The sequence below is a fragment of the Streptomyces sp. 142MFCol3.1 genome, assembly GCF_000424945.1.
Classification (GTDB): domain Bacteria; phylum Actinomycetota; class Actinomycetes; order Streptomycetales; family Streptomycetaceae; genus Streptomyces; species Streptomyces siamensis.
Map to the genome: position 1 here is coordinate 229,739 of NZ_AUKV01000001.1, position 19,663 is coordinate 249,401.

A 19,663-nucleotide genomic window follows, 5' to 3' on the forward strand; every position below is an offset into this window, starting at 1 on the left:
TCCCCCCTCGCTCGGCGGGCGGATTCCGCTCGCTCGGGGCAAGATCCCTCGGTCTCGTACGGCCTCCGGACCTGCAGATTCCGATAGCCTCACAACCGTGACGGAACAGCAGCGCTCACCTCAGTCCGAGCCGCATCAGTTCGAGCGGGGCACGGACGGGCCGAAGGTCATCCTGGTCGGTGTGGACGGCTCCGACTCGTCGCTCCGCGCGGCGGCATATGCCGGAGGCCTGGCCAGACGGCAGCGCGCGCTGCTCGCGGTGGTCTACGTCCAGCCGGTGATGGCGGCGGGTGCGGCACTCGGGGTGCCGGTCGCGGAGACGACCGACGAGATCGCCGAGGACCTGGTCAAGTACATCCGTGACGCGACCGAGCGGGTCAAGGGGATATTCGAGGTGCGCTGGGAGTTCCACACCTTCCGCGGCGATCCCTACAACGGCCTGGTGAAGGCCGCGGACGAGCTGAAGGCCGACGCCGTGGTGGTCGGCGCGTCCGAGCAGGCGGGGCACCGGATCATCGGTTCGGTGGCCATCCGGCTGGTGAAGGCGGGCCGCTGGCCGGTCACGGTCGTCCCGTAGACCGGCCGTCGGCGAACGGCGCCCCGGCAGCGCGGGATCACTGCGCCATGACCAGCCCGGCCTGGGCCGCCCCCCGGCTCAGGACGACGTCCCGGATCCGGTCGCGCAGGGCGCCGACGTCGGCGCCCTGCTGCAGGGCGGCGGTGAGGTCGACGACGCGGCCGGCGTCGACGTCGAACGCCTGCGGGACGAACTCCGCCCTGGCCACCGGCCAGCGCTCGCCCTCGTGCGCCGGGGGCGCGAACGTGAACCGCGCGATCGTGCTCACGTTGCCCCGAGGATCCCGGATCCCCCGGCTGTCCGTCTCGCCGGCGATCTGGTCGCCCAGGCCGTAGACGACCCAGGTGCCGTCGACCTTCTCGTACGCCTGCGGGACGTGCGCGTGGGTGCCGAGGATCAGGTCGATGTCCGCCCGCCCGCCGGTACGGGACGCCGTGAGCTGCTTGGCCAGCTTCAGCTGCTGCTCGTCCGGCGCGTCCTGCCACTCGGTGCCCCAGTGCAGGGACACCACGACCACGTCGGCGCCCGCCCGGCGGGCCACTCGGGCGTCTTCGACGATCTTGTCGCGGTCGAGAAGGTCGACCGCCCAGGGCTGTCCCTCGGGAAGCGACCGGTCCTTCGGGCCGACGGTGTAGGCGAGGTGCGCGACCTGGGCGTCGCCGGCGCGCATCATGGTCACGCTCTTCGCCTCCTCCTGCGTGCGTGCCGATCCCGCGTGCCTTACGCCTGCGCGGTCGAAAGCGTCCAGGGTCCGCCGGATGCCGTCGGCGCCGTCGTCCAGGCTGTGGTCCGAGGCGGTGGAGCAGCCGTCGTAACCGGTCGCGGCCAGCGCGTCGGCCATCTGCGGGGGCGCCTTGAGGGCCGGGGAGCCGGACGGGTCGCCGTCCTCGCCGTAGACCGCATTCATGTGGCAGATCGCCAGGTCGGCGCCGGACACCGCGGGTCCGGACCCCGCGAGCATGGGCCGGAAGTCGTATCCCAGGCCCCCCGCGTCGAACTGCGCGCGCTCGATGATCGAGGTGTCGGGCACGATGTCGCCGGAGGCGACGAGGGTGAACCCGGTCCGGGGCGCGGGCGCCGCCGGATGTCCGGACGACGGTGCGGCCGGCTGTCCTGACGACTGCCGGGACGGTGAGGCCTCGGGGGCCTGGTGCCGGGCCTGGCAGCCCGCGAGAGCCGTGACGGTCACGGCCGCGAGGGCCAGGGTGGTCCGTCGTGTGCGTGCGTTCATCGAATCGCCCCGATGCGGTCGGATTTCCTTATGAACAGATATGAATTGAGAAGAATCCACATATGAGCGCCGTCGGGAGTCAAGGAGCAACGCACACCGGTAGCCCGTCCGGCGCTCCGGGACGGGCCCGTCAGGGCGAAGGAGCGCCGGGGACGGGCACGCGTCGCATCCGGCTCCGACTCGGGCTCCGGCCCAGGCCCAGGCTCCAGCCCCAGCCCCAGCTCCGGCTCGGGCTCGGGCCCCCGGCTCCCACTCCGGCCCCGGCTGCGGCTGCGGCTGCGGCTCCCGCTCCAACCCCGGCTGCCGCTCCGGGCCACAGTTCGGCGACCTCGGCCCCGGCCCCGGCCCGCGTGACCGCTCGGCGCACGCCGCTCCGGACCCGGTTGACCGTTCGGCGCACCGTTCACCGACGGCTTCGACCGCCCACCGCACAACCCTGTGCCCGGCCTGTCCGAGCGGCGCGCATCGCGCTGGCATACGGGCCATGACGGCCGGAACCACCACCATCACGCACGGGACGACCGCCGAGCACGAGCTGGCCGCGCTTCAGCGCGAGCACGGCCGGCCCCTCTTCGCCCTGCTGCTCCGCCTCTCCGACGGCGACCGGCAGCGCGCCGAGGATCTGCTGCAGGAGACGCTCGTGCGCGCCTGGCAGCACCCCGAGGCACTGCGCGCCGACGACTTCGACTCCGTACGCCCCTGGCTGCTCACCGTCGGACGGCGGCTCGCGATAGACGCGCGCCGGGCCCGCCAGGCGCGCCCCGCGGAGGTCGGCGACGCGGTACTGGAGAGCGCGCGCGTCTGCGCCGATCACGCCGAACGGTCGGCGGCGACGCTCGACGTACGGGAGGCTGTGAAGACACTCACTCCCGAGCACCGTGAAGTCCTGGTGCTGGTGTACTTCCAGGGGGCGAGTGTGGCGGAGGCCGCCGCGGCGCTGGGGATTCCGCCCGGTACCGTGAAGTCCCGCGCGTACTACGCGCTGCGCGCCCTGCGCCGAGTCCTTCCGGGATACGCGGCCGACCTGCGGTGAAACCGTGGGCTGAGTCAAACCTCCGTAAAGCGCCTTGCTGAGGACCATGGTTGAGCAATCAGCTTGCCTCATCCGTGTTCCGGACTGGGGGCCCGGGTTCGGGCGACGCGCACGTACCGGAGGAAGGCAGGAAGGGATGCTGCACAGAGGTCAAGAGAGCACGGACGGCACCGGCGGTGGCGAACTCACCGTCCCCATGGCCTGGTTGTACGCCGAGTACATCGCCGACGAGCTGCTGCGGACCGGCGACCTGATGCCGCCCACGTCCTTCGAGTTCCGTGCCGGGCGCGACGCCCTGGCGCTGACCATCTACCTCGCCGACAGCGGGGACGAACTCTCCGGCATCCGGGTCGTCACCCAGCTCGACACCTGGCTCTCGCTGACGGCGTACGACCAGCCGTGGCAGGACTGGGTGCGTGAGCACATGGCGCGGCGGACCGCCGAGGCGACCGCGTCCGGCGCTCCCGCCCCGGACCTGGAACTGGCGGCCGCGGCCTGGCGCTGGCTGGAGGAGACCGAGCTGCTCGCGCCCGACCTGGACGCGGTGCCAGGGGGCGGTTCCGTGCCCGGTGAGGACGACGGCCCGAAGGTGTGGACGCCGGCCTGGCGGCTGGGGCTGCCGCTCGGGCATCTGGCGATCCACCTCTTCTGAGACGGCGCCGCCACACCGCCGAGGCGGCGGTGCCGCATCCGCGGGCAAAGTTCTTTCGGCTCCCACCAATCCGCGGGGGCCCCCGCTCCGAATGTCTTGTCCGCGATTCCGGACGAGTCTTGAATGATTCGCCGGTCCGGTGCGTATCGGTGGGCAGCAGCAACACCACCCCCACCCCGCACCATGGCCACGAGGATTCGGTATTCGGTATGAGGTCCCTGGAACGGCATCGCGACGTCGGCGCCTACGCGCTCGGCGTGCTGGACGAGGCGGAGGCTTTCCGTTTCGAGGATCACCTCATGGAGTGCCCCCAGTGCTCGGCGCAGGTGAGTGAGTTCCGCCCCGCCACACGGCAGTTGATGCTGTACCGACGAGCCACTCCGCGCTCCGTGCATCCCTTCGCCGCCCCCGGGCCCCGGCTGCTCGACCGGCTGCTCGGCGAGGTGGCGGCCCGGAACCGCACCGGGCGCAGGCGCTGGCTGTACGCCGTGGCGGCCTCCGTGGTGCTCGCGGTGGGCGGTCCCGCGATCGCGATCGTCACCGCGCACGAGGGACGTGCGGACCAGATCTCCGCGACGGACACGCGGACCGGGGTGTGGGCCCAGGTCACGACCCAGGACCGGGTGTGGGGCAGCGAGGTCGACGTCCAGGTCAAGGACAGCGGCGGGCCGCGCGCCTGTCAGCTGGTCGTCGTCGGCATGGACGGCTCCGAGCAGACCGTGACCAGCTGGATGGAGCCCCCCGACGACGGCAGGACCACCAGCATGCAGGGCGGCGCGGCGATGCGGCCCAAGGACATCCGTCAGTTCGAGGTGCGTACGACCGACGGCAAACACCTGGTGACCCTCAAGCCCCGCTGATCTCGCCGGGCGCTCGCAGGGAAACCGCCGGGCCGCCCGGCACCCGGCACCCGGCACCCGGCAGGGGAACCGGCAGGACGCGCGCGGCGCCCGCCAAAGACCCTCGGCCCCGGGCTGGAGACCCCGGTGCTCGCCAGGAGGCCCGGCGCCCGACGGGGCGGCACCCGTGCGTGTCACTACTTGAGCAGCCGCGACATCCGGCGGTCCGCCAGCGGCTTGCCGCCGGTCTGGCAGGTCGGGCAGTACTGGAGCGAGGAGTCGCTGAAGGACACCTCTCGGATGGTGTCTCCGCACACCGGGCAGGCCTCGCCCGCTCTGCCGTGCACCCGCATCCCGCTCTTCTTCTCCGCCTTGAGGCGCCCGGCGGCCAGCCCGCGGGACCGCTCGACGGCCTCGGTGAGGGTGGAGCGCAGCGCCTCGTAAAGCCGCCCCGTCTCCTCGGGTGTCAGCGAGGAGGCGAGCTTGAAGGGCGACATCTTCGCGGCGTGCAGGATCTCGTCGCTGTACGCGTTCCCCACGCCCGCGATCACGCTCTGGTCGCGCAGCGCCCCCTTGAGCCGGCGCCGCTCCCCCGACAGCAGTGCCGCGAGGCGGGCCACGTCGAAGTCTTCGGCGAGCGGGTCGGGACCGAGCCGGGCCACGCCGGGGATGCCGGCCGGGTCGTCCACGACGTACACCGCGAGGCGCTTCTGCGTGCCCGCCTCGGTGAGGTCGAAGCCCTCGCCGGTCTCCAGCGCCACCCGCAGCGCCAGCGGGCCCTTCCCGGGGCGGGGCGGGCCGTCGGGCAGGGTGTCCTTCCAGCGCAGCCAGCCGGCGCGGGCCAGGTGCGTCACGAAGTGCAGGCCGTCCGCCTCTATGTCGAGGAACTTGCCGTACCGGTGGACGGCCGTGACCTCGCGTCCCTCGAAGGCGGTGACCGGCGGATCGTACGTCTTGAGGACACTGATGGCGACGGGCAGCACCCGCACCACCTGGCGGCCGACGAGATGGTCGGTCAGGAAGTCCTTGAGCGCTTCGACCTCGGGCAGTTCCGGCATACGACCAGAGTGCCATCCGGCACCGACAACCCCACGGCGCGCCGGGCACGCGCGGCAGGTCCGGCTCGGTCCCGGAGCGGGACGGTCCAGGTCAGTCCCGGTCCAGGTCAGTCCCGGTCCGGGTCAGTCCCGGTCCGGGACGATGAACTCGCACCACACGCATTTGCCGCCGCCGCGGGCCTCCACACCCCACACGTCGGTGAGACGGTCGACGAGGAGGAGACCGCGGCCGGAGACCCCGGACTCGCCGGCCTCCCGGCGGCGCGGCAGGGCGCTGGACACGTCCTCCACCTCGGCGCGCAGGCGGCGGTCGGGCCCGGTGAGCACGCGCAGGGTGACGATCGCCGAGCCTTCGGTGTGCATGAGGGCGTTGGTGATCAGTTCGTCGGCGACCAGTTCGATCTCGTCGGCGCGCTCGCCCGCGCCCCAGGCACGGACCGCGGCGCGGATCATGTGGCGCGCCTCGGAGAGCGCCTCGGGTTCGCCGGGGGCGACGTGCTGCTGGAGCCGTCCGCCCGACCGCTGGTCGGTGAGGCCGCGACGGCGCAGGAGGAGCAGCGCCACGTCGTCGTCGCCGCCGCGGTCCTCCGCCACGTCGATCAGCCGATCGGCGAGCTCGCGGACGTCGTCCGGGCCCGAGCAGATGAGCTCGCGCAGGGTGTGCATGCCGTCGTCGAGGTCGGCGCCGGGCTGCTCGACGAGGCCGTCGGTGCAGAGCAGGAGGGTGTTTCCGGGGTCGAGCTCGATGCTGGTGACCGGGTATTCCAGCCGCCCGAACTCGGCGGACAGGCCGAGCGGCAGGCCACCTTCGACGCTCACCCTGCGGCAGGTGCCGTCGGTGTGCCGGACCAGCGGGTCGATGTGGCCGGCCCGGACCAGCTGGACCACCCCCGTGGACAGGTCCGCCTCGGCGTACAGGCAGGTCGCGAAGCGGTCGGTGTCGAGCTCGTGCAGGAAGACCGAGGCGCGGGCCATCACGGTGGCCGGGGTGTGGCCCTCGGCTGCGTAGGCGCGCAGCACGATGCGCAGCTGGCCCATGACGGCGGCGGCGTGGGTGTCGTGGCCCTGGACGTCGCCGATGACGGCGCCGACGCGTCCGCCGGGCAGCGGGATCAGGTCGTACCAGTCGCCTCCGATGTCGCGTCCGAGGGAGGCCGAACGGTAGCGGACGGCGACGTCGGCGCCGGGGACGCTGGGTATGGAGCGCGGCAGCATCGCCTGCTGGAGACCCTGCGCGAGGTCCTTCTCCTGCTCGTAGAACATGGCTCGCTGGAGGCTCTGCGCGATGCTGCTGCCGAGCGCGACGAGGACGTTGCGGTCCTCGGCCGAGAAGCCGTACCGGTCGTTGTAGAGCAGGCCCATCGCGCCGATCGGGCGGGCCTGGGCGATGAGCGGCAGATACGCGGCCGACGTGATCTTGAGACCGGTGATGTGCGGCCACAGCAGCGGGTAGGACTCGGCGAAGTCCTCGGGCGAGTCGATGAAACGCGGAGAGAGGGTCCGCACCACCTCGCTCATCGGGTACTGCTCGTCGATGCGGGTGACCAGGGTGCCGGGGACGAAGCTGCCCTCGGGCCCTTCGGCGACCAGCCGGATGCGACCCGCCTCCACCAGCCCCATGACCAGGCTCGTCGCACCGAGGTGGGTGAGTCCGTGGGAGTCCTTCAGTACGTCGATGACGTCCTGCACGGTACGGGCGTGGGCGAGCGCGGCGGTGGTGATCTGCACGACGCTGGTCTGATGCCGGCGGGCCTCGTCCTCTGCGGCCTGCTCACGGCGTGCCGCGCTCTCGCTCAGCTCCCGGGTGGCGTCGCGCACGATGCCGATGATCCGGCGTGGCCGTCCGGTCTCGTCGCGGCGGATGTAGCCCTGGGTGTGCGTCCAGCGCAGTGAGCCGTCGCGGCAGCGGATGCGGAAGTAGGCGCCGTAGTTCTCGCTGCCGTCCTTGAGGGCCTGGGACACCATGGTGTCGAGGCGGTACGACTCGGTGGCGGGCACGCGCACGGACAGGGTGGCGGGGTTGCCGTCGTATTCGCCCGGGCACATGTCGAAGACCGCGTGGGCCTGGGCGTCCATGTGCATCAGACCCGTGTCCAGGTCCCAGTCGAAGCTGCCCATGCGGTTGAGCGCCAGGATCGGATCCGGGTGGGCGGGCCAGTCGTCCGGGAGTGACAGGGCGCTCGCTCCCCGATGAACCATGGGGCCACCTTGCCAGGATTTGTCCGATTGTTCGACTTCTGGGGAGCCCTTTTCCGGGCTCCCCGGGCCGAGCGGACGGTCAGCTGCCGAACACGTCCGTCGCCGCGTCGAAGATCGTGTCCGTGTCGGCGGACTCCTCGGGGACGAGCCCACCGCCGTCGGGGACGTCGGGATCCTCGGGCACCGTGTCGGGGCCCATGTCCTCGTCCGGGGTCCCCGGGTCGCTCGGCGGGGCGGGCGGTACCGCGGACGCGGACCGCCCGGGCGCGGTGCTCCTGTCCGGCGGGCTCTGCACGGTCCCGGATTCCGTCGCCGCCGGCGTCGCCGTGGGGCACGCGGCCGAGGGGGTGCCCGTCGGAGTGCCGGACCGCGTGGGACCGGACCTGGCGGCGTCCGCCGCGGCCAGATCGGACCCGTTGTCCGAGCCGGGGGGCCGCGGGCCGGGAGTGGCCGTCCCCGGGGTCTCGCCCGGGACGGTTCCCGTCGGCCGCGACGGCACGGGGGCGGCCGCGGTCGGCGCGTCGCAGTCCGGACCGGTACCCCGCCCGTCCGGTCCGATCCCCGGGGCGGAGTCGTGCGGACCGGGTGACGACCGGTCGGGGCGCTCCGTCGCGGCCGAACCGTCCGGCGCCGGTACGACGTGGTCGTGGCGATGGCCGTCGTGCCCCGTCGGGCGCTCGATCCACTGGTGGTCGTCGACGTCGACGATCGTGAGGTCGGTGATCACGGTGGGCGCCGGGGCCACCTCGACGACCTGGGACTGCCGGTATCCCGACCAGGGCGTGCCGCGGGTGCCCGCGCTGCCACCGCGCGCGGCCGGCGTGCCGATCGGGTTGCCGCAGGCGCAGCGGACCCGGGGTACGCCTCGGTCGTCGACGAGGACGGCGGTGCCGGTCTGCAGAACGGACTGGAAACTGGTCGCCCGCCCGTCGCTGAACCCGTGGTTGGTGACCCGGGTGTCGGCGCGCAGCACGACCGAGGTCAGCCCGCGCAGAAAACTCGGGATCGACGACCGGGAGATGCCCGAGACCCCGGCGAAGGCGCGCGCCTTGCTCCGGTCGGCGGTGAGGAAGCGGATCTCCTTCTCCACGTCGCAGCTCCCGGTGTTCCGGGTGCCGCCGTACAGGCCCGGCAGGGAGCCCGGGACGACGAGCGTGCTCCGCGGGTCGAAGGCGCCGCCGCTCGCCGCCGGTTGCGGCGTTCGGGTGACACCCGGCTGGGCCCTGCCGGCGGTGACGGTGGAGTCGGTGAAGGGGTCGGGCCCCTGGGCCGCGACGGGCTGGAGGTAGACGTCCTCGCCGGACGAGGCGCCGGACGCGCTGGCCTGGTCGCTGTCGCCGCCGCACCCGGCGACGAGGAGCGCCGCCGCGAGCATGCAGGCCGTCACGAGGGCCCTGGTGGGTATGTGCACCACGTTCTCCCGTTCATCCCGGGCAGTTCGACCACCATTGTCTGCGTCACCCGCTCGGGTCACGCAAGCCGAAGCGGTCACCCAGCGTCACAATGGAAGGGAGAGGAGCGCTCATCGTGGAGTGGTTCGTCGCCCCCGAGTACTGGTGGAGCCGGCTGGTCTTCCAGCGGGCACTGGCCGTCGTGTACCTGATGGCCTTCCTGGGCGCGGCGCTGCAGTTCCGCGCGCTGCTCGGGGAGCGCGGAATGCTGCCGGTCCCCCGATTCGTGGAGCGCGTGCCGTTCCGTGCCGCGCCGAGTGTGTTCCATCTGCGCTACTCGGACCGTTTCTTCGCGCTCTGGTCCTGGACGGGCTGCGCGGTGTCGGTGGCGCTGATCGCGGGGGCCGACTCGCTGCTGCCGCTGTGGGGCGCGATGCTGTTGTGGCTCGTCCCGTGGGCGCTGTACCTGTCGATCGTCAACGTCGGCCAGACGTGGTACTCGTTCGGATGGGAGTCCTTGCTGCTCGAAGTGGGCTTCCTGGCGGTCTTCCTCGGCAACGACGAGGTGGCTCCGCCGATCGTCGTGCTGTTCCTGCTGCGGTGGGTGCTGTTCCGCGTGGAGTTCGGCGCGGGGATGATCAAAATGCGGGGGGACGCCTGCTGGCGGAAGCTGACCTGCCTGTACTACCACCACGAGACACAGCCGATGCCGGGCCCGCTGAGCTGGTTCTTCCACCATCTCCCCAAGCCGTTCCACCGGATCGAGGTGGCCGCCAACCACTTCACCCAACTCGTCGTGCCGGTGCTCCTCTTCACCCCGCAGCCGATCGCCACCGCGGCCGCCTCGCTGATGATCCTCACCCAGCTGTGGCTGGTGCTGTCCGGGAACTTCTCGTGGCTGAACTGGACGACCATCGTCGTGGCCCTGTCGGCGGTCCGGTTCCCCGGCACGGCCCCGCGCGTCGCCGGGCCACCACTGTGGTACGAGGTCGTCGTGCTCGCCGTGGCCGCGGGTCTGCTCGCGCTCAGTTACCGGCCGGCCCGCAATCTGCTCTCCCGGCGCCAGGTCATGAACCGCTCCTTCGACCCGCTCCATCTGGTCAACACCTACGGGGCGTTCGGCAGTGTCAGCCGGGTGCGTCACGAGGTGGTCGTCGAGGGCACCACGGACGATCTGCCGCGTGAGCACTCGCGCTGGCAGGAGTACGAGTTCAAGGGCAAGCCGGGCGATCCTCGCCACTGGCCGCGCCAGTTCGCGCCCTACCATCTGCGGCTGGACTGGCTGATGTGGTTCGCGGCCCTGTCGCCCGCGTACGCCGGCGCCTGGTTCGCGGGTCTGGTGGAGCGGCTCCTGGAGAACGACCGGGACACCCTGCGGCTGCTGCGCCGTTCTCCGTTCCCCGCCGACGCGCCGCCCCGCTACGTCCGCGCCCGTCTGTACCGCTACCGGTACACGACGTGGCGCGAACTGCGCGAGACCGGCGCCTGCTGGCACCGCACGTACGTGCGCGACTTCCTGCCGCCGACGCGCCTGGAGACGGCCGCCGAGCGCCGCGTCCCGCACTGACGGCCCTCCGAGACGGAGGCGGGTCCGCCCTTCGCCGGCCGGAGCCGCCCCGGGGGACGTCGGGCGCGTCAGACGCCGTAGACGCGCGTGGCGGTGCCGGAGAGGACGGCCTCGGTCTCCTCGCCGGCGAGGCCGGACAGCAGCTCCCGCGTGGCGTCGACGACCTGGCCGTAGGTCGCGGCCAGGGTGCACACGGGCCAGTCGGAGCCGAACATCAGGCGGTCGGGACCGAAGGCGTCCAGGACCGTGTCCGCGTAGGGGCGCAGGTCCTCGACCGTCCAGTCGGCCAGGTCCGCCTCGGTGACCAGTCCGGAGAGCTTGCAGACCGTGTTGGGCAGGGCGGCCAACGCGCGGACGGCGGCGGTCCAGGGCTCCAGGGCACCCCGGGCTATCGGCGGCTTGCCCGCGTGGTCGAGCACGAAGGTCAGTCCGGGGTGGTCGGCGGCCGCAGCGGCGCACGCGGGCAGCTGATGCGGGAGCACGACCAGGTCGTAGACGAGTCCCGCCGCGGCGACGGCGGCGAGTCCTCGGCGTACGTCCGGGCGCAGCAGCCACCGCGGGTCGGACTCGCCCTGGACCTGGTGACGGATGCCCTTCAGGTACCCGCCGCCCGGCAGCTCGCGCAGGCGGGCCAGCTCTTCGGCGACGTCGGGGCGGGTCAGATCGGTCCAGCCGACGACCCCCGCCACCAGTGCGCTCTCCCGCGCGAGGGCCAGGAACTCCGGGGTCTCCCCGGCCACGGTGACCGTCTGGACGAGGACGGTCCGGTCGACGCCGGCGGCCCGTGCCTCGGGCTCCAGGTCGGACAGTGCGAAGTCCCGGCGCAGTGGCCGGAGTTCGGGCCCGGTGATCCAGTCCTGGTCCCGGACGGACAGGTCCCACACGTGGTGGTGGGCATCGACGGTCACGACAGCTCCCACACCACGGGCAGTCCCGCGTCGGCACCGGCGCCGGAGTAGTCGTGGACGACGTCGAGGAGTTCCGCCATGCGGGCCTGCCAGGCGATGTTGACCGGCAGCCTCTCCAGCTCGGCCAGCATGCGCCCGTAGTCCTCGCACTCCAGGACGTGGAACAGGTCGGTGCCGCTGCGCCAGATCGTCCAGGAGGTGGCTCCGGCGGCGCGGATCGCGGCGGTCAGTTCCTCGGGGACCTCGCGGTGGGCGGCCTCGTACGCGGCGACCCGGTCGGCGCGGACCTTCGTGTGCAGGGCGACTCTCATGACGGCTCCGGTACGGGTACGGGGGCGCCTGCGGGCAGCAGGCCTTCCGCGCGCAGTTCGTGCCAGAAGCCGGCGGGCACCTTCGTGGCGAACTGTGTGACGCAGTCGCGGACTTCGTGCGCGGAGCGGCAGCCGACCAGGACGCTCGCGACCGCCGGATGGGCGGCCGGGAACGTCAGGGCGGCGGCCCGCAGCGTGGTGCCGTGCCGTTCGGCTACGGACTTGAGTCGCAGGGCGCGCTCCAGGACCTCCGCGGGTGCGGCGGAGTAGTCGTAGGTCGCTCCCGGCCGCGGGTCGGCCAGCAGACCGGAGTTGAAGACGCCGCCGACGACGACGGAGGTGCCGCGCTGTTCGGCCGCGGGCAGCAGGTCGGCGAGGGCACCGTGTTCGAGGAGGGTGTAGCGGCCCGCGCACAGCACCACGTCGACGTCCGTGTCGCGGACGAAGCGGGTGAGCATCGCGGTCTGGTTCATGCCCGCGCCGATCGCGCCGACCACGCCCTGCGCGCGCAGGTCCTCCAGGGCGGGGTAGCCCTCGCGGAAGGCCTGCTCGGCGTGGTCGTCGGGGTCGTGCAGGTAGACGACGTCGACCCGGTCCAGTCCGAGGCGTTCGAGGCTGGCGTCCAGGCTCCGCCGTACTCCGTCGGCACTGAAGTCCCAGACGCGGCGGTGGGTGGCGGGGACGGCGAAGCCGTGGGCGAGGTCGTCGCCGCCCTCGTCGGTCGGCTCCAGGACGCGGCCCACCTTGGTGGACAGGGTGTACGCCGCGCGCGGCCGGTCGCGCAGGGCGGCGCCCAGGCGCCGTTCGGAGAGGCCGATGCCGTAGTGCGGCGCGGTGTCGAAGGAGCGGATGCCGCACGCCCAGGCGGCGTCGACGGCCTGGTAGGCCTGCTCGTCCGCGACCTCGGTGTAGAGGCCGCCGATGGCCGCCCCGCCGAAGGACAGCGCACCGGCCTCGACCGCGCTGCCTCCCAGCGTGCTCACCGACCCACCGGCGGCAGTCGCAGGCCCTGCATGCCCCCGTCGACGGCGAGCGCGGTGCCCGTGGTGGCGCCGGACAGGGGGCTCGCCAAGTAGGCGATGGCACCGGCGACCTCGGCGGCCGTCACGAGTCGGCCGGTGGGCTGGCGGGCCTCCAGCGCGGCGCGTTCGGCGGCCGGGTCCGTGGCGGCGCCCAGCAGTCGGCCGACCCAGGGCGTGTCCACGGTGCCGGGGTTCACGCAGTTGACGCGGATGCCTTCGCGGACGTGGTCGGCGGCCATGGCGAGGGTGAGCGAGAGGACGGCGCCCTTGGTGGCGGAGTACAGGGCGCGCCGGGGCAGGCCCGCGGTGGCGGCGATGGAGCAGGTGTTCACGACGGCCGGGTGCGCGGACCGCCGGAGCAGGGGCAGCGCGGCGCGGGTGGTGCGCACGATGCCGAGGACGTTGACGTCGAGGACGCGGTGCCACTCGGCGTCGTCGTTGTCCTCGACCGTTCCCTGGGCGCCGATGCCCGCGTTGTTGACGAGGACGTCGAGGCCGCCGAGGGCTTCGGCGGCAGCGGCCACGGCGGCGCGGACGGAGGCGTCGTCGGTGACGTCGGCGCGGTGGCCGAGCAGTGGCCCCTCGACCGACGACGGGTCCAGGTCGAGCACGGCGACCCGGGCGCCTCGGGCGGCGAGCAGCTCCGCGGTGGCCCGTCCGATGCCGGACGCGCCGCCGGTCACGAGCGCCCTGAGCCCGTCGAAGTCCTGTGCGTCCGTCATGCGGCCGCCCCCTTCCGTTCGGTTCGTGACTGCTGCGCGAGGTCGGCGGCCCAGAATGCGCCACCGGGGTAGGTGAATTCCGCGATGGACTCGGGCCGCATGGTGGCCGAGAAGCCGGGCGCCGACGGCGCCGTGTAGTGGCCGTCGCGGATCACCACGGGGTCGACGAAGTGGTCGTGGAGGTGGTCGACGTACTCGATCACCCGGTCGTCGGTGGTGCCGGACAGCGCCACGAAGTCGAACATCGACAGGTGCTGGACCAGTTCGCACAGTCCGACCCCGCCTGCGTGCGGGCACACCGGCACGCCGAACTTGGCTGCGAGCAGCAGGATGGCGAGGTTCTCGTTGACCCCGCCGACGCGGGCCGCGTCGATCTGGAGGACGTCGATGGCGCCGGCCTGGAGGAACTGCTTGAACACGATGCGGTTCTGGACGTGTTCGCCGGTGGCGACCTTCACGGGTGTCACGGCCTTGCGGACGGTCGCGTGCCCGAGGACGTCGTCCGGGCTGGTCGGCTCCTCGATCCAGTAGGGCTGGAACTCGCCGAGCGCGTTGGTCCAGGCGATCGCCTCGTCGACGTTCCACCGCTGATTGGCGTCGACGGCGATCCTGATGCCGGGGCCGACCACGGAGCGGGCGACCCGGCAGCGGCGCAGGTCGTCGTCGAGGTCGGCGCCGACCTTGAGCTTGATCTGGCGGAACCCGGCCGTGACGGCCTCGGCCGCGAGCCGGGTGAGCTTGTCGTCGTCGTAACCGAGCCAGCCGGGCGAGGTGGTGTACGCGGGGAAGCCGCGCTCCAGGAGGGCGGCCCGGCGCTGCCCGGCGCCCTCCTTCCCGCGGCGCAGCAGGTCCAGGGCCTCCTGCGGAGTGAGCGCGTCGGTGATGTAGCGGAAGTCCACCTGCCCGACCAGCCATTCGGGGTCGGCGTCGGCGAGCAGCCGCCACAGGGGCTTGCGGGCGCATTTGGCGGCAAGGTCCCAGACGGCGTTGAGGACGGCGCCGATCGCCATGTGCATCACCCCCTTCTCGGGTCCCAGCCAGCGCAGCTGGCTGTCGCCGACCAGGTCCCGGCCCAGCGACCCCGGGTCCGCGCACAGCTCGTCGACGGACCGGCCGATCACGTGTCCGCGCAGCGCGTCGATCGCGGCGACCTGGACGTCGTTGCCCCGCCCGATGGTGAAGGTGAATCCGTGCCCCTCGGGAAGGTCGGCGTCGTCGGTGCGCAGTACGACGTAGGCCGCCGAGTAGTCGGGGTCCGGGTTCATCGCGTCGGAGCCGTCGAGCTCGCGCGAGGTGGGGAAACGGATGTCGTAGGTGTCGACCGCGGTGATACGGGCGGCAGTTGGGGACACGGGAGGCCTTTCGGTCCGGGACGGGGGCGTACGGAGGGCCCGTACGGAGTCGAAGCAGGTCAGTCCTGGGCACGGCCCGTCGTCACGCGGGCGATCACGAGGGCGACCAGGATGATCCCGCCGTAGATGGCCTGGATCCAGAAGGACGGCACCTGGGCGAGCGTGAGCAGGTTCTGCACGACGCCGAGCAGCAGGACGCCGGTCAGGGCGCCGAACATGGTGCCCTTGCCGCCGTCCAGGCTGATGCCGCCGATGACCGCCGCCGCGAACACGGTGAAGATCATGTTGTTGCCCTGGTTGGCGCTGATCGCCCCGACGTAGCCGGTCTGCATGATCCCGCCGACCGAGGCGAGGACGCCCGCGACGACGGACACGCCGAGCATGACGCGCTCGACGCGGATGCCGGCCGCGCGGGCCGCGTCCGCGTTGCCGCCGATCGCGTACAGTGCGCGGCCGACGCGGTGGTACTTGAGGACCAGGCCCGCGACGCCGAAGGCGACGGCGGCCAGCCACACGGACATCGGGACGCGCAGGAAGGTGGTGGTGGCCAGCGAGAAGAACGCGTCGGGCATCCCGAACAAGGTCTTGCCCTTGGTCGCGCCGACCAGCAGGCCGCGCAGGATGATCAGCATGGCGAGGGTCACGATGAAGGCGTTGAGCTTGAACTTCACGACGAGGATGCCGTTGAAGGCACCGATGGCCGCGCCCACCAGGAGGGTCGCGAAAAGGGCGAGCGCGGCGGGGAGTTCGGTGCCCCAGCCGGACTGGGCCGCGGGCAGGACGAGCAGTGCGCCGACGGCGGGCGCGATGCCGACGACGGACTCCAGCGACAGGTCGAACTTGCCGGTGATGAGCACGAGGGACTCGGCGAGCACGACCATGGCGAGGGCCGCCGACGCGCCGAGGATCGAGATGAGGTTGCGCTCGGTGAGGAAGGAGTCGTTGACGAACGCTCCGAGCACCATGAGCAGCAACAGGGCGGGTACGAGGGCGAGTTCGCGGGCTCGGCGGAGCAGCATCGTCTTGGCGGCACGCGGGTCCGGGGCCCGGAGGGGGGTGAGCGGCGGGGCCTTGGTGTCAGCCATGGTCCACTCCTTCGATGGAGGCGATGAGCTCGTGGTCGCGCCAGCCGGCGGGGTGCTCGGCGACGACGCGGCCGTGGAAGAGGACGAGGACCCGGTCGCAGCGGCGCAGGTCGTCGAGTTCGTCGGAGACGACGAGCACGGCCGTGCCGTCCTCCCGGGCACTGTCCATGCGTGACAGCAGGGACTCCTTGGACTTCACGTCGACGCCCGCGGTGGGGTTGATGAGGACGAGCAGACGCGGGTCCGAGGCGAGGGCGCGGGCCATCACGACCTTCTGCGCGTTGCCTCCGGAGAGGTCGCAGACGGGTTGCTCCGGGCCGTCGGTGTGGATGTCGAGGCGCTCGATGAGGTCGGCGGCGAAGGCGCGTCTGCGGTCGGTGCCGATGAATCCGTGGCGCCCGAGCCGGCCGAGGATGGTCATGGTGGTGTTGTCTCCGACGCTCATCGAGGAGACGAGCCCCTGGTCGTGGCGGTCGCGCGGTACACATCCGACGCCCGCCCGCAGCGCGGCCCGGACGTCACCGAACGGGAGGCGCTCGCCGTCCAGCCGCGCGCTTCCGCCGGTCGGGGTGTGGAGTCCGGCGAGGGACTCGGCGAGCTCGATCTTGCCGCTGCCGCTGGAGCCGGCGAGGCCGAGGACCTCGCCGCGGCGGACGGTGAGGTCGATGTCCTCGTAGGCGCCCGAGGTGAGGCCCTCGACGTCGAGGATCACCGGCGCGTCCGCGGCCACCGTGCGGTCCGCGACCCGGCGTTCGGCGATCGACTCGCCCGCCATGGCCTCCACCAGGGCCGGGCGCGGGAGTTCGGCGACCGGCGCGGTGGTGATCCAGCGGGCGTCGCGCAGGACCGTGACCGTCTGGCACACCTCGTACACCTCCTGGAGGTGGTGCGAGATGAACAGGAAGGTCACCCCCGCCTCCTGGAGGGCGCGCATCCGGGTGAACAGCCGGTCGATCTCCCGGTTGTCGAGCTGGGCGGTCGGTTCGTCGAGCACGATGAACCGGGCACCGAAGCTCAACGCCCGGGCGATCTCGACCATTTGACGGTCCTCGACCTTGAGGTCGGCGGTCCGCGCGCCCGGGTCGACGTGCACGCCCCAGGTATCGAGGACCTCGGCCGCCTCGGTCCTCAGCCGGCGCCAGCTGATGAGGCCTCCCCTGCCGGCCGGCTGCCGGTTGATGAAGAGGTTCTCGGCGACCGTCAGTTCGGGGACGACGGTGGGCCGCTGATAGACGCACGCCACCTTGCGGCGCCAGGCGTCCCGGTCGGCGAGGGCGGGCGCGGGCTCGCCGTCGAAGAGGACGGTGCCCTCGTCGGCGGCCTGGAGTCCGGTGAGCACGGTGACGAGGGTGGACTTGCCCGCGCCGTTGCGGCCGACGAGGGCGTGCGACTCACCGGGAAGGACGGTGAGCCGGCCGTCTTGGAGTGCGACGGTGGGGCCGTACCGCTTGACGATCCCCCGCGCCTCGACCAGTGGTGTACTCATTTGACCGTGTTGCCCCACAGCTTGGGGTCGTCGACGTTGTCCTTGGTCACCAGCGGGGCGGGCAGCTGGTCCTCGAGGATGCCGCTGGGCAGCTTGACGATCTTCGAGTCGTGGTCCGTCGGGCCCGGCTCGAACGTCTTTCCCCGCATCGCGGCCTTGATGTAGTACATGCCGTACTTGGCGTAGGCGTCGGCGGGCTGGGAGACGGTGGCGTCGATCTGGCCCTTGCGGATGGCATCGAACTCCTGCGGGATGCCGTCGTTGGAGACGATCGTGATGTGGCCCGCCTCGCCCGCCTTCTTCAGCATCCCCTTGGACTTCAGGGTCTGCAGGGTCGGCGCGAGGTAGACGCCGCCCGCCTGCATGTAGATGCCTTTGATGTCGGGGTTGGCGTTGAGCAGGGTGTCCAGCTTGGAGGCCGCGGTGTCCGACTCCCACTTGGCGGGGATCTCGAGGACCTTCAGCTTCGGGTAGTTCTTCTTGACGCAGCTGCGGAACGCCTCGGAGCGGTCGCGGCCGTTCACGGAGGCGAGGTCGCCCATGATCTGCACGACCTTGCCGGACCCGGCCTGCTTGCCGAGGTACTCGCAGGCCTTCTCCCCGTACGCGACGTTGTCGGCGCGCACGACCATGGCCACCTTGCCCTTGTCGGGTGCCACGTCCACGGCGACCACCGGGACACCCTTGCGTTCGGCCTGGTCGAGTCCGGCGGCGATCGCGGCACTGTCCAGGGGGGCCACGACGAGGCCCTTCACGCCCTGGTTCAGCTGGTTGTTGATGTCGGTGATCTGCTGCGAGGGATCGCTGTTGGAGTTGACGGTCTTGAGCGCGTCCACGTCCTCGGACTTCGCCATCCTGGGGACGTAGTCGTTGTACGACTGCCAGAACGGCGAGGTCAGCAGGGGCAGGATCACCCCGACCTTGCCGGTGCCGTCGCCTCCTTCGCCGCCCGAGGCCGCGGTGTCCTTGGTGCTGCCGCATGCCGCGAGCACGAGGGTCGCGCAGGTTGCCGCGAGGGCCGCACGTGCCGCTCGCGACGGGGTTCGCCTGTTCCGCACAGTTCTGCCGGCCATCTGACGGCTCCTCATCGAGCGTGATCGAGCAGGATGCGTGGCCGGAGGTCCCTCTTCCAGCCGGGACGAATATTTATCAGACCACTTCGGGGTCACAACACCCTCCGTCGTCAGATTTTCACGGTTTCCAGCCATAGTGGTCGGACCACATGGCCGGTTAAACTGCGGCGCACCCGGCAACAGGAGGATGTGGCGTGAACGAGACCCTGGCCAAGGAGACGGAGCCTGCCGAGTCGGCCCCGCAGAAGGGCACCGTGACGCAGCGCGCCATCGAGCGGATCAAGGCGCTGATCGGCGAGGGCCGCCTCGAACCGGGCCAGCGGCTGCCGACCGAGCGGGACCTCGCGGCGCAGCTCGGCATCTCGCGCAGCTCCATGCGCGAGGCGATCCGGGCGCTCACCGTCCTCGGCGTCCTGGAGGCGCGGCACGGCTCGGGCATCTACGTCACGCAGTTGGAGGCCGGGGACCTGCTGGAGACGTTCGGCGTGGTGGCCGATCTGTCCCGGGGGCCGCGGCTGGTCGAACTCCTGGAAGTCCGCCGCATCCTGGAGTCGACGGCGACCGCTCTCGCCGCGGCCCGCATCACGCCGGACCAGCTCGCCGAGGTGGAGGAGCACCTGGCGGCGATGAACGCGACGGACGACCCGGAGGAGATCATCGCCCACGACCTCGCGTTCCACCGTGCCATCGCGACGGCCGCGGGCAACGAGACGATGGCGGCGATCCTGGAGGGCCTGTCCTCCCGCACCTTCCGGGCCCGTGTCTGGCGCGGCTACCAGGAGGAGGGGGCGTTCGAGCGGACCCGGCGCGAGCACGCGGCGATCCACCGCGCCCTGGTGGCCCACGACCCGGAGGCGGCCCGGGCGGCGGCGGCCGCCCACGTGGGCGAGGTCGAGGAGTGGCTGCGCAGCCAACTCACCGCGTAGCGAGCCCTGTTCCCGACCCGGGAGCTCTCCCGCAGGCCCGCGCCTCCGTGCGCTCCGGGTGGGGGCGTCCGCCCCGTACCAGCGCGTCCGGCCGCTCCGGGCCGGGGCGCCTCCTGAAACCCGCATCGCTGCCCGCCCCGGACCGAGGTACCGGCTCCGAGCGCGCGCGACCGCCCCTCCGCACCGGCGCCCGCCCCGGACCCCACGCGTCCGCCCGCCCCAGACCGAGGT

The 19,663-nt window shown here is 72.2% G+C and carries 18 protein-coding genes; 6 read left to right on the forward strand and 12 right to left on the reverse strand.

What is annotated here, in order from left to right; all coding sequences use genetic code 11:
• Window positions 1–97: 97 nt before the first annotated feature.
• Entirely contained in the window at window positions 98–577 is a 480-nt protein-coding gene (locus tag H305_RS0101030) for a universal stress protein (protein ID WP_028798761.1), read from the forward strand.
• 37 nt (window positions 578–614) lie between these two features.
• On the opposite strand, the gene H305_RS0101035 is transcribed toward H305_RS0101030, so the two are convergent.
• Window positions 615–1,808: a CapA family protein gene (locus H305_RS0101035; protein ID WP_028798762.1), complete on the reverse strand. Its 1,194-nt coding sequence runs from the start codon at window positions 1,806–1,808 to the stop codon at window positions 615–617.
• Between the two features lie 484 nt (window positions 1,809–2,292).
• Between H305_RS0101035 and H305_RS0101040 the strand changes: the two genes are divergently transcribed.
• The 3 genes from H305_RS0101040 (at window position 2,293) to H305_RS0101050 (ending at window position 4,353) form a co-directional block, all read left to right on the forward strand.
• Window positions 2,293–2,841: a sigma-70 family RNA polymerase sigma factor gene (locus H305_RS0101040; RefSeq protein ID WP_028798763.1), complete on the forward strand. Its 549-nt coding sequence runs from the start codon at window positions 2,293–2,295 to the stop codon at window positions 2,839–2,841.
• A gap of 136 nt (window positions 2,842–2,977) precedes the next feature.
• The gene (locus H305_RS0101045; RefSeq protein ID WP_028798764.1) at window positions 2,978–3,493 is read left to right on the forward strand and encodes a hypothetical protein; all 516 of its coding nucleotides are present in this window, start codon (window positions 2,978–2,980) and stop codon (window positions 3,491–3,493) included.
• Window positions 3,494–3,702: 209 nt separating this feature from the next.
• Entirely contained in the window at window positions 3,703–4,353 is a 651-nt protein-coding gene (locus H305_RS0101050) for a zf-HC2 domain-containing protein (protein ID WP_028798765.1), read from the forward strand.
• A gap of 176 nt (window positions 4,354–4,529) precedes the next feature.
• Here the strand turns inward: H305_RS0101050 and H305_RS0101055 are convergent, their stop codons facing one another.
• The 3 genes from H305_RS0101055 to H305_RS0101065 form a co-directional block, all read right to left on the reverse strand.
• Window positions 4,530–5,390: an Fpg/Nei family DNA glycosylase gene (locus H305_RS0101055; protein WP_028798766.1), complete on the reverse strand. Its 861-nt coding sequence runs from the start codon at window positions 5,388–5,390 to the stop codon at window positions 4,530–4,532.
• A gap of 123 nt (window positions 5,391–5,513) precedes the next feature.
• Entirely contained in the window at window positions 5,514–7,589 is a 2,076-nt protein-coding gene (locus H305_RS0101060; RefSeq protein WP_028798767.1) for a SpoIIE family protein phosphatase, read from the reverse strand.
• Window positions 7,590–7,668: 79 nt separating this feature from the next.
• Window positions 7,669–9,000, reverse strand: a complete 1,332-nt coding sequence (locus H305_RS0101065) for a DUF6777 domain-containing protein (RefSeq protein WP_028798768.1) — start codon at window positions 8,998–9,000, stop codon at window positions 7,669–7,671.
• A 116-nt stretch (window positions 9,001–9,116) separates the two neighbouring features.
• Between H305_RS0101065 and H305_RS0101070 the strand changes: the two genes are divergently transcribed.
• On the forward strand, window positions 9,117–10,547 hold the full coding sequence (locus H305_RS0101070) for a lipase maturation factor family protein (protein WP_028798769.1): 1,431 nt from the start codon (window positions 9,117–9,119) through the stop codon (window positions 10,545–10,547).
• Window positions 10,548–10,615: 68 nt separating this feature from the next.
• Here the strand turns inward: H305_RS0101070 and H305_RS0101075 are convergent, their stop codons facing one another.
• Genes H305_RS0101075 through H305_RS0101110 form a run of 8 tightly spaced genes read right to left on the reverse strand, consistent with a single transcriptional unit; the run spans window position 10,616 to window position 18,506 of the window.
• Window positions 10,616–11,455, reverse strand: a complete 840-nt coding sequence (locus H305_RS0101075; protein WP_028798770.1) for an amidohydrolase family protein — start codon at window positions 11,453–11,455, stop codon at window positions 10,616–10,618.
• A complete protein-coding gene (locus tag H305_RS0101080; RefSeq protein ID WP_028798771.1) occupies window positions 11,452–11,766 on the reverse strand; it encodes an L-rhamnose mutarotase in 315 nt (104 codons plus the stop codon). The genes H305_RS0101075 and H305_RS0101080 overlap by 4 nt, the downstream gene beginning before the upstream one ends.
• Window positions 11,763–12,749, reverse strand: coding sequence for an aldo/keto reductase (locus H305_RS0101085; RefSeq protein WP_028798772.1), 987 nt, complete (start codon window positions 12,747–12,749; stop codon window positions 11,763–11,765). The genes H305_RS0101080 and H305_RS0101085 overlap by 4 nt, the downstream gene beginning before the upstream one ends.
• The gene (locus tag H305_RS0101090; RefSeq protein ID WP_028798773.1) at window positions 12,746–13,510 is read right to left on the reverse strand and encodes an SDR family NAD(P)-dependent oxidoreductase; all 765 of its coding nucleotides are present in this window, start codon (window positions 13,508–13,510) and stop codon (window positions 12,746–12,748) included. The genes H305_RS0101085 and H305_RS0101090 overlap by 4 nt, the downstream gene beginning before the upstream one ends.
• A complete protein-coding gene (locus H305_RS0101095) occupies window positions 13,507–14,862 on the reverse strand; it encodes an L-fuconate dehydratase (RefSeq protein WP_028798774.1) in 1,356 nt (451 codons plus the stop codon). The genes H305_RS0101090 and H305_RS0101095 overlap by 4 nt, the downstream gene beginning before the upstream one ends.
• A 59-nt stretch (window positions 14,863–14,921) precedes the next feature.
• Window positions 14,922–15,947, reverse strand: coding sequence for an ABC transporter permease (locus H305_RS0101100; RefSeq protein WP_028798775.1), 1,026 nt, complete (start codon window positions 15,945–15,947; stop codon window positions 14,922–14,924).
• Window positions 15,940–17,433: a sugar ABC transporter ATP-binding protein gene (locus tag H305_RS0101105; protein WP_028798776.1), complete on the reverse strand. Its 1,494-nt coding sequence runs from the start codon at window positions 17,431–17,433 to the stop codon at window positions 15,940–15,942. The genes H305_RS0101100 and H305_RS0101105 overlap by 8 nt, the downstream gene beginning before the upstream one ends.
• Complete coding sequence (locus H305_RS0101110) at window positions 17,430–18,506, reverse strand: sugar ABC transporter substrate-binding protein (RefSeq protein ID WP_028798777.1); 1,077 nt, start codon at window positions 18,504–18,506, stop codon at window positions 17,430–17,432. The genes H305_RS0101105 and H305_RS0101110 overlap by 4 nt, the downstream gene beginning before the upstream one ends.
• 194 nt (window positions 18,507–18,700) lie before the next feature.
• Between H305_RS0101110 and H305_RS0101115 the strand changes: the two genes are divergently transcribed.
• Entirely contained in the window at window positions 18,701–19,432 is a 732-nt protein-coding gene (locus H305_RS0101115) for a FadR/GntR family transcriptional regulator (protein WP_199791312.1), read from the forward strand.
• Window positions 19,433–19,663: the final 231 nt, after the last annotated feature.

Coding starts and splice junctions, on each gene's coding strand:
- H305_RS0101100 (WP_028798775.1), bottom strand. CDS start 15,947: ATGGCTGACACCAAGGCCCCGCCGCTCACCCCCCTCCGGGCCCCGGAC.
- H305_RS0101090 (WP_028798773.1), bottom strand. CDS start 13,510: ATGACGGACGCACAGGACTTCGACGGGCTCAGGGCGCTCGTGACCGGC.
- H305_RS0101105 (WP_028798776.1), bottom strand. CDS start 17,433: ATGAGTACACCACTGGTCGAGGCGCGGGGGATCGTCAAGCGGTACGGC.
- H305_RS0101045 (WP_028798764.1), top strand. CDS start 2,978: ATGCTGCACAGAGGTCAAGAGAGCACGGACGGCACCGGCGGTGGCGAA.
- H305_RS0101055 (WP_028798766.1), bottom strand. CDS start 5,390: ATGCCGGAACTGCCCGAGGTCGAAGCGCTCAAGGACTTCCTGACCGAC.
- H305_RS0101050 (WP_028798765.1), top strand. CDS start 3,703: ATGAGGTCCCTGGAACGGCATCGCGACGTCGGCGCCTACGCGCTCGGC.
- H305_RS0101035 (WP_028798762.1), bottom strand. CDS start 1,808: ATGAACGCACGCACACGACGGACCACCCTGGCCCTCGCGGCCGTGACC.
- H305_RS0101040 (WP_028798763.1), top strand. CDS start 2,293: ATGACGGCCGGAACCACCACCATCACGCACGGGACGACCGCCGAGCAC.
- H305_RS0101110 (WP_028798777.1), bottom strand. CDS start 18,506: ATGGCCGGCAGAACTGTGCGGAACAGGCGAACCCCGTCGCGAGCGGCA.
- H305_RS0101060 (WP_028798767.1), bottom strand. CDS start 7,589: ATGGTTCATCGGGGAGCGAGCGCCCTGTCACTCCCGGACGACTGGCCC.
- H305_RS0101080 (WP_028798771.1), bottom strand. CDS start 11,766: ATGAGAGTCGCCCTGCACACGAAGGTCCGCGCCGACCGGGTCGCCGCG.